Raw genomic sequence first — 14488 nt, forward strand, 5'->3', positions numbered from 1 at the left:
GATACGGGGAGGCCTACGCCTCCCCGCCTCGAGAATCACTGTGGCCCAGGTCGTTGCCTTCTGCCTTCAATCTACAACACATCACAAATCCATTGTGGGAGCGAGCCTGCTCGCGATGAGGCCGGCACAGTCAACATCAATGCCGCCTGACACTCCGCCTTCGCGAGCAGGCTCGCTCCCACAGGGGTCTTCATCTACCCCAAATACATCAAACACCACAAATCCAGTGTGGGAGCGAGCCTGCTCGCGATGAGGCCGGCACCGTCAACATCAATGCCGCCTGACACTCCGCTTTCGCGAGCAGGCTCGCTCCCACATTCAATACTCAGCTCAATCCCAGCTCACGCCAGATCCGCAATACCTGTCGGCGCTCATCCACAAACTGGTCGCCGGTAATTACCCCGGCCTCTTTCTGCAAGGCCTGGCGGTGGGCGGCGGAGCGGTAGGCTTTATAGGCCTCGCGCAGCAGGGTGGCATCTTCGGGCGGCATCAGGCCAACCTCTTGCAACCCCTCCAGGATACGGATGTTATCGGTGTAGCGCGCCAGCGATGGGTGTTCCTCGGACCACGCCAGGGCGGCGTATTGCACCATAAATTCAATATCGACGATACCTCCGGCATCCTGCTTGAGATCGAAGGGTGCCGTGGCCTCGAAAGCGTTTGGTGCGGTCCCGGCGGCCGTGGCCTTGCTACCCAGGTTATCGCGCATCTTGGCCCGCATCTCGCTGACCTCCTGGCGCAACGTCGGCAGGTCGCGTTTGCGCCCCAGCACCTGGGCCCGGACTTTCTCGAAGGCCTGGCCCACATCCTGGCTGCCCACCAATACCCGGGCCCGCACCAGTGCCTGGTGCTCCCAGGTCCAGGCTTCATTCTCCTGATATCGGGCAAATGCCCCAAGGGAACTGACCAGCAACCCCGACGCCCCGGACGGCCGCAGGCGCATGTCCACTTCATATAGCTGACCGGAGTTGGTCTGGGCCGTCAGCAAATGGATGATCCGCTGACCCAGCCGGGTGAAGAACTGCGCACCGTCGATGGGCTTGGCCCCGTCGGTTTCCGCCTGGGGGTCGCCGTCGTGGATGAACACCAGGTCCAGATCGGAACCATGCCCCAATTCCAGACCGCCGACTTTCCCATAACCGACAATAATGAAGCCGGGATCGCACAGGCTGCCGTCCGTGCGCGACGGTACGCCATGCTTGGCCGCCGTCTGGCGCCAGGCCAGGGCCAGGACTTGTTCGAGAATCGCCTCGGCCAGCCAGGTCAGGTAATCGCTGACCTTCATCAACGGCAGGCTGCCGGCGATTTCCGACGCAGCCACCCGCAACCGGTGCGCCAGTTTGAAATGCCGCAGGGCCTCCATCTGTTGCTCCAGGTCATCCTCGGGAATCCGCGTCAGGCGCTCGCGCAACTCCGCCGCCAATTCCGGCGCCAACGGCGGCTTGAACAGACGACCTTCATTGAGCAACTCATCCAGCAGCAAGGGGAAACGGGTGATCTGCTCGGCGATCCACGGGCTCGCCGCGCACAGCGTCAGCAAGCGCCGCAGGGCGCCGGGGTTTTCCGTCAACAGCACCAGATAGGCCGAACGACGGGCCACTGCCTCCACCAAGGGCAATACCCGTTCAAGCACCAGGTTTGGATCGGCATGTTCCACCGCCTGGGCCAGCAGGCGCGGAATGAATGCATCCAGACGTTCACGCCCCAGGCGCTGCATGGCGCGCAATTGCGGACTGGTGCGCAGGACGGCCAGGGCCTTCAGCGCCTTGGGCGCATCGACGAAACCACCCTCCTCCAACTGGCGGCACGCGGCCTCTTCGTCCTGGCTGTCTTCCCATAACGGCAACCACTCACCGCCCACCACCACTTCGCTTTCGCTGCCCTCTTCTTCATCCGGATCAGCGATGACCTGACCAAAATGCCAGGCCACGCGCCCACGCCAATACATCAATTGCTCGTGGAACGCCCGCCAGTCGGCAAAGCCCAGCATGAATGCAATGCGCGCCTGATCCTGGGGGCTGTCCGGCAACATCTGGGTCTGGCGGTCGGCGATGGCCTGGATCGCATGCTCGGTGTACCGCAGGAATTCATAGCCCTGACGCAGCTCGTCGATCACTTTGGCAGGTAGATAACCTTGGCCTTCCAGGGTGCCCAGCACTTTCAGCAACGGGCGCTGTTGCAGGCTCAGGTCGCGCCCGCCATGGATCAACTGGAACGCCTGGGCAATGAACTCCACTTCACGGATACCGCCCGCCCCCAACTTGATGTTGTCGGCCATGCCTTTGCGCCGCACTTCCTGCTGGATCAGTTGCTTCATGGTGCGCAGCGCTTCGATGGCGGAAAAATCCAGGTAACGGCGATAAACGAACGGACGCAGCATGTCGAGCAACTGCGCACCCGCCACCTGGTCGCCCGCCACCACCCGCGCCTTGATCATCGCGTAGCGTTCCCAGTCGCGCCCCTGATCCTGGTAATACTGCTCCAGGGCGTTGAAGCTCAGCACCAGCGCACCGGCCGAGCCGTAGGGGCGCAAACGCATGTCGACGCGGAACACGAAACCGTCGACGGTTATCAGGTCCAGGGCCTTGATCAGGCGCTGACCAACGCGGATGAAGAATTCCTGGTTATCCAACGGCCGCTTCACGCCAACGGTTTCACCGCCCTCGGGATAGGCGAAGATCAGGTCGATGTCCGACGACAGGTTCAACTCCACCGCGCCCAGCTTGCCCATGCCCAGGATGACCATGTGCTGCGGGGCGCCGCTGCGCCGGCCGGTGGGCGTGCCGAATTGCTGGCAGAGACGCTGGTACAGCCATCGGTAGGCTTGGTCGATGCAGGCATCGGCCATGTCCGAAAGATCGCGGCAAGTCTGGACGAGGTCGGCCTTGCGGTTCAGGTCGCGCCAGATGATCCGCACCTGCTGGCGGGTACGCTGGCGGCGCAGGACGCGCCCCAGTTCATCCTCACTTTCGGCGGCCTGCACCGCCGCACCGATCTGCGCGCACATTTCGCCGGCGGCCAGGCTGCGGTCCAGTTCGCCACCGCGCACCAGTTCCAGTAGCATCGACGGTTCACGGAGGCTCTGCTCGATGACAAAATCACTGGCGGCCGCGACGCGATGGAACTCCTCCCAGCGATCAGGCGTCCAGGTGGACAGCTCGAGATCGTCGCCCACCAAGGCAACTGCCGCACGGAACGACTGCTCGGCACGGCTGACCAATGACTGGAGAATTGCCGGGATTTCGGCAAGCAGAGGCAGGCTCATGGTCTATCCTTGATCGGCGCAGGAAAGGCTGGATGTAGTGTTTTTTCAAAAGCCACTACCTGATTGACTGTCGAACAAAGATGATAAATAGCTGAAAATCTGATTTTATTGGCAGTCGCCATCAAGTTTTTACCTGTTCGAGTTAGCAAAAGACCAACAGTAACGATTATTCTCACAACGAAACGAGGGGCCAAAAGCCTTTCATGTGTAGTTTTACTACTCGTCTATACATCCGAGAGGCTGAAACAGCCGACGATTTGTAGTAAAACTACACGCCGCCGAAACAACCTTCGGCAATCCAAGAATTTTATACCGTCTGCCCACAAGGCCAGTCGCAAACTCAGGCAACCGATTCTGGTAGCCTTTCCGCCCTGGAGCAAGCCATGCAAGACCTCGATCCCGTCGAAACCCAGGAATGGCTGGACGCCCTGGAATCGGTTCTCGACAAAGAAGGCGAAGACCGTGCTCATTATCTGATGACCCGTATGGGCGAACTCGCAACCCGCAGCGGTTCGCAACTGCCCTACGCCATCACCACGCCGTACCGCAACACGATCCCCGTTACCCACGAAGCACGCATGCCTGGCGACCTGTTCATGGAACGCCGCATTCGCTCGCTGGTACGCTGGAACGCGTTGGCCATGGTCATGCGCACCAACCTGAAAGATTCTGACCTGGGCGGTCACATCTCCAGCTTCGCTTCCAGCGCGACGCTGTATGACATCGGCTTCAACTACTTCTTCCAGGCCCCGACCGACGAACACGGCGGCGACCTGATCTACTTCCAGGGTCACGCATCGCCAGGCGTCTACGCCCGTGCGTTCATGGAAGGTCGTATCTCCGAAGATCAGATGAACAACTTCCGCCAGGAAGTGGACGGCAACGGCCTGTCTTCGTACCCGCACCCTTGGCTGATGCCTGACTTCTGGCAGTTCCCGACCGTTTCGATGGGTCTGGGCCCGATCCAGGCGATCTACCAGGCGCGCTTCATGAAGTACCTGGAAGCCCGCGGCTTCATCCAGCCAGGCAAGCAGAAAGTCTGGTGTTTCATGGGCGACGGCGAGTGCGACGAGCCGGAATCCCTGGGGGCGATCTCCCTGGCCGGCCGCGAGAAGCTGGACAACCTGATCTTCGTCATCAACTGCAACCTGCAGCGCCTCGACGGCCCGGTTCGCGGCAACGGCAAGATCATCCAGGAACTCGAAGGCGTGTTCCGTGGCGCCCAGTGGAACGTCAACAAGGTCATCTGGGGCCGTTTCTGGGACCCACTGCTGGCCAAGGACGTCGACGGTATCCTGCAACGTCGCATGGACGAAGTCATCGACGGCGAATACCAGAACTACAAGGCCAAGGACGGCGCGTTCGTCCGCGAGCACTTCTTCAATACCCCTGAACTCAAGGCCATGGTTGCCGATCTGTCCGACGACGAGATCTGGAAACTCAACCGTGGCGGCCACGACCCGTACAAGGTCTACGCAGCGTACCACCAGGCGGTCAACCACAAAGAACAGCCGACCGTCATCCTGGCCAAGACCATCAAGGGTTATGGCACCGGTGCCGGCGAAGCGAAGAACACTGCGCACAACACCAAGAAAGTCGATGTCGACAGCCTGAAGCTGTTCCGCGATCGCTTCGACATTCCGGTGAAGGACAGCGAGCTGGAAAACCTGCCGTTCTTCAAACCTGAAGAAGGCAGTGCCGAAGCCCGTTACCTGGCCGAGCGCCGTGCCGCACTGGGCGGTTTCGTGCCACAGCGTCGCGCCAAGAGCTTCAGCGTTCCGACTCCGCCACTGGACACCCTCAAGGCGATCCTGGACGGCTCGGGCGACCGTGAAATCTCCACCACCATGGCTTTCGTGCGGATCCTCGCGCAACTGGTCAAGGACAAGGAAATCGGCTCGCGCATCGTTCCGATCATTCCGGACGAAGCCCGTACCTTCGGTATGGAAGGCATGTTCCGTCAGTTGGGCATCTACTCGTCCGTCGGCCAGCTCTACGAGCCAGTCGATAAAGACCAGGTGATGTTCTACCGCGAAGACAAGAAAGGCCAGATCCTCGAGGAAGGCATCAACGAAGCGGGCGCCATGAGCTCCTTCATTGCCGCCGGTACTTCGTACTCCAGCCACAACCAGCCGATGCTGCCGTTCTACATCTTCTACTCGATGTTCGGCTTCCAGCGTATCGGCGACCTGGCCTGGGCCGCTGGCGACAGCCGTACCCGTGGCTTCCTGATCGGCGGCACCGCTGGCCGGACCACGCTGAACGGCGAAGGCCTGCAGCACGAAGACGGCCACAGCCACATGCTGGCCGGCACCATCCCGAACTGCCGCACCTACGATCCAACCTACGGCTACGAGCTGGCGGTGATCATCCAGGACGGCATGAAGAAGATGACCGAAGAGCAACAGGACGTCTTCTACTACATCACCGTGATGAACGAGTCCTACCAGCAGCCAGCCATGCCGGCCGGCGTGGAAGCGGGCATCGTCAAGGGCATGTACCTGCTCGAGGAAGACACCCGCGAAGCGGCGCACCACGTCCAGCTGATGGGCTCCGGCACCATCCTGCGCGAAGTGCGTGAAGCGGCGAAGATTCTGCGTGAAGAGTTCAACATCGGTGCCGACGTCTGGAGCGTTACCAGCTTCAACGAACTGCGTCGCGACGGCCTGGCCGTAGAACGCAGCAACCGCCTGCACCCTGGCCAGAAGCCGAAACTGAGCTACGTCGAAGAGTGCCTGAACGGCCGTAAAGGTCCGGTCATCGCCTCCACCGACTACATGAAGCTGTTCGCCGAGCAGATCCGCCAGTGGGTTCCTTCCAAGGAATTCAAGGTGCTGGGCACCGACGGTTTCGGCCGTAGCGACAGCCGCAAGAAGCTGCGTCACTTCTTCGAAGTCGACCGTAAGTTCGTTGTGTTGGCAGCCCTGGAAGCCCTGGCTGACCGTGGCGATATCGAACCAAAAGTGGTGGCCGAAGCCATCGCCAAGTTCGGCATCGATCCGGAAAAACGCAACCCACTGGACTGCTGAGGAGAATTTCCGTGAGCGAACTCATTCGCGTACCTGACATCGGCAGCGGTGAAGGTGAAGTAATTGAATTGTTTGTGAAGGTCGGCGACCGTATCGAAGCTGACCAGAGCATCCTGACACTTGAATCGGACAAGGCCAGCATGGAAGTGCCTGCGCCAAAGGCCGGGGTCATCAAGAGCCTGAAAGTGAAGCTGGGCGATCGTCTGAAAGAAGGCGATGAACTGCTTGAGCTGGAAGTCGAAGGCGCCGCTGCGGCGCCCGAAGCAGCCGCGCCTGTGGCTGCCCCGGCGCCGGCTGAAAAGCCTGCCGCTGCCCCGGCTGCCGCTCCGGCTCCGGCTCCGGCCGCTGCGCCTGCCGCCGCCACTGTCCAGGACATCCATGTTCCGGACATCGGCTCGTCGGGCAAAGCCAAGATCATCGAAGTACTGGTCAAGGCCGGCGACACCGTCGAAGCCGACCAGTCGCTGATCACCCTGGAATCCGACAAGGCCAGCATGGAAATCCCGTCGCCGGCCGCCGGTGTGGTGGAAAGCGTCGAGATCAAGCTGGAAGACGAAGTCGGCACCGGTGACCTGATCCTGAAGCTGAAAGTGGCTGGCGCCGCCGCGCCAGCACCTGCTGCCGCACCGGCCAAGGCTGAAGCCGCGCCGGCTCCGGCTCCGGCTGCCGCGCCTGCCGCCAAGGCCGAGGCCGCGCCAGCCCCTGCCGCAGCACCTGCACCAAGCGGTGCCAAGGTGCACGCCGGCCCTGCGGTACGTCAGCTGGCCCGCGAGTTCGGTGTCGAGCTGTCCGCCGTCGGCCCGAGCGGTCCACACGGTCGCGTGCTGAAGGAAGACGTGCAGGCCTACGTCAAGGCCATGATGCAGAAAGCCAAGAATGCTCCGGCCGAAGGCGCCACCGGTGGCGCGGGCATCCCGCCGATCCCGGCAGTGGACTTCAGCCGCTTCGGCGAAACCGAAGAAGTGGCAATGACCCGCCTGATGCAAATCGGCGCGTCGAGCCTGCACCGCAGCTGGCTGAACATCCCTCACGTGACGCAGTTCGACCAGGCCGACATCACCGAGCTGGAAGCCTTCCGTGTTGCGCAGAAAGCCGTGGCTGAAAAGGCCGGCGTGAAGCTGACCGTACTGCCATTGCTGCTCAAGGCCTGCGCGCACCTGCTCAAGGAACTGCCGGACTTCAACAGCTCCCTGGCGCCAAGCGGCAAGGCTGTGATCCGCAAGAAATACGTGCATATCGGCTTCGCCGTCGACACCCCGGAAGGCCTGCTGGTACCGGTCATCCGCAACGTCGATCAGAAGAGCCTGCTGCAACTGGCTGCCGAAGCGGCTGCCCTGGCCGAAAAGGCCCGGAGCAAGAAGCTCACCGCAGACGACATGCAGGGCGCCTGCTTCACGATCTCCAGTCTCGGCCACATTGGCGGCACCGGCTTCACGCCGATCGTCAACGCGCCGGAAGTGGCGATCCTGGGTGTGTCCAAGGCCACCATCCAGCCTGTCTGGGACGGTAAAGCCTTCCAGCCTAAGCTGATGCTGCCGCTGTCGCTGTCCTACGATCACCGCGTGATCAACGGTGCCGCTGCTGCACGCTTCACCAAGCGTCTGAGCGACCTGCTGGGCGATATCCGCACCATCCTGCTGTAAACCGGACGGCCCTCCTCATGGAGGGCCATTCGAACCGCTGTTTTCCGAGCCACGCTCGTACCTCAACCCCGCCGATGGCGGGGCTTTTTTTGCCTGCTATAAACGCACCAGAACCTGAGGGAGCAAAGCTTGCTCGCGATATCGGTGGATCAGCCAATATCGTTATCGACTGAGCTCGCCCTGATCGCGAGCAAGCTTTGCTCCCACAGGGTTATCTGCCTTGACTGACAAGCATCAAGCCGTTTGCCGGCGGCCTTTCCTACGTCATCTATCAGTCATTACCCACAACTTGCGTCCCCTTCCCTATCAGCATTTATTCAGCGTCGAGCTTTAGCATCGGCACGCAGCGACAACTTTTTGCTCGCACAAGTACTTTTAAAAATGCTGCATTTCGAATGGACTCGAACATGTTCAAACCTACCGTCGGCCCGATTGTCGGCCACACCACGACCGGCCATGCACGAATATTCCTGCGCGGCGACAAAGACCCCAAGCTTCCGGTATTCGCAGGACTTCGTTACAGACGCCAGGGCGATACGAAATGGACGAATGAGCACTTCATCCAGTTGCATGCCCATCGCGACATGAGCGATGTGGTCATTTTGAGAAACCTGCAAGCCGGCACCATCTATGAATACCAGGCCGGCTGGTTCACCGCGTCTCACACCGCCACCCCGGAGCCGTTGCAGCAATGGCCCGTGGACATCCATCGGCTGCGCACGCCCCATGCGGAAGCTGGCACTCCACACGCTTATATCGTGGGTTCTTGCCGTTATCTGCGCATCACCGCCGGCGCTCCCTCAACTCCCGAACTCGGGGACCGCACGTTCGCAGGCATCCAGCGCATCGTGGACCAGGCCAATCCACCGATCAGCGGCGTATTGATGGCGGGGGACCAGGTTTATCTCGACGATTTGAACATTGTGGCCCCGGACCGGACCTACAAAGACATCCTGTTCAAATACCGCACTGTCTTTTCCCAGCCCCACATCAGCAAATTGATGTCCACCGTACCGACCTACATGATCCTCGACGACCATGAAATCGAAGACAACTGGCCCGCCAACAGACAAGTCAACGACGACATTCTCTACGCCAACGCCATGAGCGCTTACGACCTCTATCAAGCCAGCCATAGCCCGGCCCACGCACTAACAAGCGACGGCATATTGAGCGGGTCATTGCCGCACTACTGGTATCAGTTCGCTCACGGCGATATCGAGTGGTTCGTCACCGACAGCCGGACACGACGCAACTTGTCGAGGGCCGACCGGCGCATCCTGGATATCGAGCAGGAGCGGTCGTTGCTCGAATGGCTGGTGAACAGCACCGCCCGGGTCAAATTCATCGTCACCAGCGTCATGTTCTACCCCGACCGCACACTCGATGATGGCGACGCCTGGCAGGCCTTCCCGCAACAGCGCCTGCGACTGCTGGAATGCATTCGTCGCCATGGGATAAAAAACGTGATCTTCGTGTCCGGTGATGTCCATGGTTCCATGACCAGCCGACTGTGTCACAGCCAGGATCCTGACTTCGAGGTCCATGCCATCGTCGCCTCGCCGTTTTGCAACAGCGAACTGCTGCCTTACGCCGCCGCCTCGAATTTTATTTTCAAGGCCCCCATGGCCCGGACCGAAAACGGTGACTACCACTATGAGCTGACCGGCACAGTGGTCAGCCAGGACAACTTCGCACATCTGCATGTCGCGGCCCAGAGCATTCACGTGACCTTTCACGACCGTGACGGTTACCCTTTGCAGAAGGTCCATATCCCGTTGCGCTGACGAACGGTAGCCCCCGCCAGGCCCTCTGATCGGCTGGCGACTGGAGAAATCCGCTTGTCGGCCGATAAGGTTTATAGCACTTAGCCTTCATCTCTCTTGTCAGCCAGTGTCGCAATGATGCAACCTTGCGGCAATCCTTGATAACGAGGGGCGTCAGCCCGGCGCGATCAGCATTCTCGAAGCGAGTTTCCCCATGAAAAGCCAACCCGATGCCGCCAGCCGTATGGCGGCCGAGGTAGTGACGCAGTTACCGGTGCCCTCGCGGCTCGGTATGCTGCGTTTCGAGCGGCTGAATGAAGCGAGCTGGGCACTGCTGTTCCTCGATCCCAATTGCGAACGTTACTTTGGCCTGCCGGCGGTTGAGCTTTGCTCGTTGGTCAGCTCGCCCTATGCCAGCCTGATGGAGCCTGAAGCGCGCTATCAACTGCATGATGCCATTCAAGAACAGCTGGCCCAGGCCTCGCATTACCTGATCCGCTATACGCTTCACACCGCCAAGGGCCCCATGAACCTGCTGGAAATGGGTGAAGCGTACAAACAGCACAATCGCCACCTGCTGCGCGGCTATCTGCTGACGGTGGACAGCCTGCTGCAAAACGAGCCATCGATGCCGGCCCTCGATCTGGAGACCCAGAACTCGCGCCTGCAGATAGCCTTGGAGCTGAACCAGCGCGCCCAACAGGAACAGCTTCAGCATCTGGACCGCGTCCGTGCCCAACAGGACCTCATCCTGCTGCTGACTCGCCAGCGCTACAGCGCCAATAATTCCTTGCTGGAAGCCGCCGAACTCATCACCCGCAGCGCCTGCGACATCTACCAGATCGATTGCGCCAGCATCTGGAACCTGGAGGACAACAAGCTGGTGCCGATCTCCGCCTATAACCGCGCTTCCCAGGAGTACTTTCGGCCAGACGCGATCGATGCCAATGAGTATCCCGACTACATGGAAGCGCTGCAGACCTGCCGCGCCATCGATGCCCACAACGCGACACGCGATCCACGCACCCGGGAAATGGCTGAAAGCCTGCGCGCCCGCAACGTCAACGCCATGCTTGATGCCAGCGTGCGAATCGACGGTCAGGTGGTGGGCGTGCTGTGCCTGGAGCAGGTAGGCGCCACCCGTGCCTGGCAGTCGGACGAGATCGCCTTTGCCGGTGAACTGGCGGACCAGTTCGCCCAGGTCATCAACAACCACAACCGACGCATCGCCACCAGCGCCCTGCACTTGTTCCAACGTGCCGTGGAGCAAAGCGCCAACGCCTTCCTGCTGGTCAACTGCGACGGCGTGGTGGAGTACGTCAACCCGAGCTTCACCGCCATCACCCAATACACCACCGAGGAAGTCCACGGCCAACGCCTGTCCGAACTGCCGGCCCTGGAAAACCTCAGCGAGCTGCTGTTCGACGCGCCCTCGGCCCTGGCCCAGAGCAATAGCTGGCAAGGCGAGTTCAAAAGCCGACGCAAGAACCTGGAACCCTACTGGGGCCAACTGTCGATTTCCAAGGTCTACGGCGACAACCGCGAGCTGACCCACTACATCGGCATCTACGAAGACGTTACCCAGACCAAACTGGCCCAGCAGCGTATCGAACGCCTGGCCTACACCGACAACCTGACCAACCTGGGCAACCGCCCGGCGTTCATTCGCAACCTCGATGAACGCTTCGCCCGGGACAGCGACTCGCCCATCAGCCTGCTGCTGGTGGACATTGACAACTTCAAGCGCATCAATGACAGCCTCGGCCACCAGACCGGTGACAAACTGCTGATCAGCCTGGCCCGACGCTTGCGCAACAGCCTGAGCCCCAGCGGCAGTCTGGCACGCTTCGCCAGTAATGAATTCGCCGTGCTGCTGGACGACACCGACCTGGAGGCCGGGCAGCAGGTCGCCAGCCAGTTGTTGATGACGCTCGACAAGCCGATGTTCGTCGATAACCAATTGATCAGCGTGACCGGCTCCGTGGGCCTGGCCTGTGCCCCGCTGCACGGCCGCGATCCCCAGACCCTGATGCGCAACGCCGGACTCGCCCTGCACAAGGCCAAGGCCAACGGCAAGCATCAGGTCCAGGTCTTCACCGAAGCACTGAACGCCGAGGCCAGCTACAAGCTGTTCGTGGAAAACAACCTGCGCCGCGCCCTGACCCAGAACGAGCTTGACGTGTTCTACCAGCCCAAGCTGTGCCTGCGCAGCGGCCGCCTGCTGGGCATGGAAGCGCTGCTGCGCTGGAACCATCCGGAAAAGGGCATGATCCGACCGGACCAGTTCATCAGCGTGGCCGAAGAAACCGGCCTGATCATCCCCATCGGCAAATGGATCGCCCGCCAGGCCTGCCGCATGAGCAAGCAATTGACCGCCGCTGGCCTGGGCAACCTGCAGGTGGCGATCAACCTCTCACCTAAACAGTTCTCCGACCCGGACCTGGTTGCCTCGATTGCCAGCATCCTCAAGGAAGAACAACTGCCCGCACGGCTGCTGGAGCTGGAGCTGACCGAAGGCCTGCTGCTGGAAGCCACTGAAGACACCCACTTGCAACTCGACCAGCTCAAGCGCCTGGGCCTGACCCTGGCCATGGACGACTTCGGTACCGGCTACTCGTCCCTGAGCTACCTGAAGAAATTCCCGATCGACATCATCAAGATCGATCGCAGCTTCATCCATGAGATCCCGGACAACCAGGACGACATGGAAATCACCTCCGCGGTGATCGCCATGGCCCACAACCTGAAGCTCAAGGTCGTGGCCGAAGGGGTCGAAACCGCCCAGCAACTGACCTTCCTGCGTCGCCATCGCTGCGATGTCGGCCAGGGCTACCTGTTCGACCGGCCAATCCCCGGCGCGGAGCTGATCGAGAAGCTCAAGCGCTACCCGCGCGGCCCAATTGACTGACAGCGCTGTAACACTCGGGCACACTGACAGTCTTATTGCTTGAACTCGCTCAACTCAATCTGACTGAGAGGACTGATGATGGCCCTGCGCTCGGAAATTCTGGTGAACAAAAACGTGCTCCCTACTCAAGAACAAGCTCTGCCTGGCCGTGAAACCCCGATCAAGGTTCCGGATCAGCATTTCGTCAACGGCAACCCGCTGCTCGGCCCGTTTCCGGGCAACGTAGAATTCGCGATTTTCGGCCTGGGCTGCTTCTGGGGCGCGGAACGTCGCTTCTGGCAACGTGATGGGGTGTACAGCACCTCAGTGGGCTACGCCGGCGGCTTCACCCCCAACCCGACCTACGAAGAGGTCTGCTCGGGCCTGACCGGCCACAGCGAAGTGGTATTGGTGGTCTACGAACCGGAAAAGGTCAGCTACGAAGAACTGCTGGCAATGTTCTGGGAACTGCATAACCCAACCCAGGGCATGCGCCAGGGCAACGACATTGGCACCCAATATCGCTCGGTAATCTATTGCACCAAGCCCGAGCAACTGGAAGCGGCGAAGAAGAGCAAGGCGGTGTTCCAGGCTGAACTGACCAAGGCCGGCCTCGGTGAAATCACCACCGAAATCGATGAAGCGCCGACGTTCTACTACGCTGAGGCTTACCACCAACAGTACCTGGCGAAGAACCCCGAGGGCTATTGCGGGATTGGCGGGACGGGCGTGACCTGCCCGATCTGACTTTCGAGCCTCGAAAAGCTTCGCGAGCAAGCCCGCTCCCACAAGTGATTTGTGTTCAGACGCCGATACCCGAATCACCCGGATCAATGTGGGAGCGAGCCTGCTCGCGATGGCGGCGGCATGGTCAACACCAATGCAAGCTGACCCACCGCTATCGCGAGCAGGCTCGCTCCCACAGGGGATTTGTGTTCAGGCGCATACCGGATTCTTCCGAATCAGTGTGGGAGCGAGCCTGCTCGCGATGGCGCCCTGCCAGACAGCATCAAACTCGCGGATCAGCGCTCGGCAATCAACCAATCCATCTGCCAGCCACCTTGGGTCTGGCCAAGCTTTTTCGACAGCCACGGCAGCAACTCACGCAATTCCTCCTCCAACCCCCATGGCGGGTTGGCAATCGCCAGGCCGGAGCCGTTCAGGCTGTCGGGCGTGGCGAGTGGATGTACCAGCAATTCCACTCGCAACAGCTTTGGCGCGCCCGTGCCGGCCAGGTCCTGGTAGAAGCGACGCAACATCCGCTGATCCTTCACCGGGTACCAGATCGCTGCCACCGTCTGACGCATCCGGCCAATGGCCTCCTTGAGGGAGGTGGCGCAGCGTTGCATTTCGTCGAGCTTCTCGAAGGGCGGATCGATCAGCATCAAGCCGCGCTTTTCCGCCACCGGCAGCAAGGCGCGAGGCACGTGCCAACCTTCACCCAGATGCACCGCCACACGGCGGTCGCCCTTCATGTTGTCCTTGAGCAGCACACCGTCTTCAGGGTGTTTTTCATTGAGCAAGACCCGATCCTGCGGGCGCGTCAGACGCCGCGCCAACTCCGGCGAGCCCGGGTAATAGCGCAACTGTCCGTCTGGGTTCATCTCGCGCAGCACATTCATGTAGTCGGCGGTCAGCGGCGGTAGATCGTCCTGCCCCCACAAGCGCGCGATGCCTTCCAGGTATTCACCGGTACGATTGGCCTGGTCGCCCTGCAAGTCATATAACCCGATGCCCGCATGGGTATCGAGGTAGGCGAACGGCTGCTCCTTGCGAGCCATCAGCGCGATCAGGCGGGTCAAGGTCAGGTGTTTGAACACATCGGCGTGATTACCGGCGTGGAAGGCGTGGCGATAGTTCATGGCGGCTCCTGCGAAGGGCGACGAGTTTACCGCGAA

The 14488-nt window shown here is 60.9% G+C and carries 7 protein-coding genes; 5 read left to right on the top strand and 2 right to left on the bottom strand.

All coding sequences use genetic code 11. The annotated features are described in order from the left end of the window. Positions 1-325 precede the first annotated feature (325 nt). Positions 326-3265, bottom strand: a complete 2940-nt coding sequence (glnE, locus tag FGE05_RS17405) for a bifunctional [glutamate--ammonia ligase]-adenylyl-L-tyrosine phosphorylase/[glutamate--ammonia-ligase] adenylyltransferase (RefSeq protein WP_139646852.1) — start codon at positions 3263-3265, stop codon at positions 326-328. 383 nt (positions 3266-3648) lie between these two features. On the opposite strand from glnE, the gene aceE reads away from it, so the two are divergent. The 5 genes from aceE (at position 3649) to msrA (ending at position 13337) form a co-directional block, all read left to right on the top strand. Then, entirely contained in the window at positions 3649-6294 is a 2646-nt protein-coding gene (gene aceE, locus FGE05_RS17410) for a pyruvate dehydrogenase (acetyl-transferring), homodimeric type (protein WP_047700433.1), read from the top strand. An 11-nt stretch (positions 6295-6305) separates the two neighbouring features. After that, positions 6306-7937 carry a dihydrolipoyllysine-residue acetyltransferase gene (gene aceF / locus FGE05_RS17415; RefSeq protein ID WP_139646854.1) on the top strand — a complete coding sequence of 544 codons (1632 nt, stop codon included), beginning with the start codon at positions 6306-6308 and terminating at the stop codon, positions 7935-7937. A 407-nt stretch (positions 7938-8344) separates the two neighbouring features. Beyond that, complete coding sequence (locus FGE05_RS17420; RefSeq protein ID WP_139646856.1) at positions 8345-9724, top strand: alkaline phosphatase D family protein; 1380 nt, start codon at positions 8345-8347, stop codon at positions 9722-9724. Positions 9725-9917: 193 nt separating this feature from the next. Beyond that, the gene (locus FGE05_RS17425) at positions 9918-12611 is read left to right on the top strand and encodes a bifunctional diguanylate cyclase/phosphodiesterase (RefSeq protein ID WP_139646858.1); all 2694 of its coding nucleotides are present in this window, start codon (positions 9918-9920) and stop codon (positions 12609-12611) included. A gap of 78 nt (positions 12612-12689) precedes the next feature. Next, on the top strand, positions 12690-13337 hold the full coding sequence (gene msrA, locus FGE05_RS17430) for a peptide-methionine (S)-S-oxide reductase MsrA (RefSeq protein WP_041024603.1): 648 nt from the start codon (positions 12690-12692) through the stop codon (positions 13335-13337). A 275-nt stretch (positions 13338-13612) separates the two neighbouring features. Here msrA and FGE05_RS17435 read toward each other — a convergent pair whose 3' ends face one another. After that, positions 13613-14452 carry a 23S rRNA (adenine(2030)-N(6))-methyltransferase RlmJ gene (locus FGE05_RS17435; RefSeq protein WP_139646860.1) on the bottom strand — a complete coding sequence of 280 codons (840 nt, stop codon included), beginning with the start codon at positions 14450-14452 and terminating at the stop codon, positions 13613-13615. Positions 14453-14488 lie beyond the last annotated feature (36 nt).

Source organism: Pseudomonas sp. ICMP22404 (genome assembly GCF_006227205.1).
Lineage (GTDB): Bacteria > Pseudomonadota > Gammaproteobacteria > Pseudomonadales > Pseudomonadaceae > Aquipseudomonas.

What these genes read in the sequence shown, in the direction of transcription:
- glnE (WP_139646852.1), bottom strand. Translation starts at nt 3,265, where the DNA reads ATGAGCCTGCCTCTGCTTGCCGAAATCCCGGCAATTCTCCAGTCATTG.
- aceE (WP_047700433.1), top strand. Translation starts at nt 3,649, where the DNA reads ATGCAAGACCTCGATCCCGTCGAAACCCAGGAATGGCTGGACGCCCTG.
- FGE05_RS17420 (WP_139646856.1), top strand. Translation starts at nt 8,345, where the DNA reads ATGTTCAAACCTACCGTCGGCCCGATTGTCGGCCACACCACGACCGGC.
- FGE05_RS17425 (WP_139646858.1), top strand. Translation starts at nt 9,918, where the DNA reads ATGAAAAGCCAACCCGATGCCGCCAGCCGTATGGCGGCCGAGGTAGTG.
- msrA (WP_041024603.1), top strand. Translation starts at nt 12,690, where the DNA reads ATGGCCCTGCGCTCGGAAATTCTGGTGAACAAAAACGTGCTCCCTACT.
- FGE05_RS17435 (WP_139646860.1), bottom strand. Translation starts at nt 14,452, where the DNA reads ATGAACTATCGCCACGCCTTCCACGCCGGTAATCACGCCGATGTGTTC.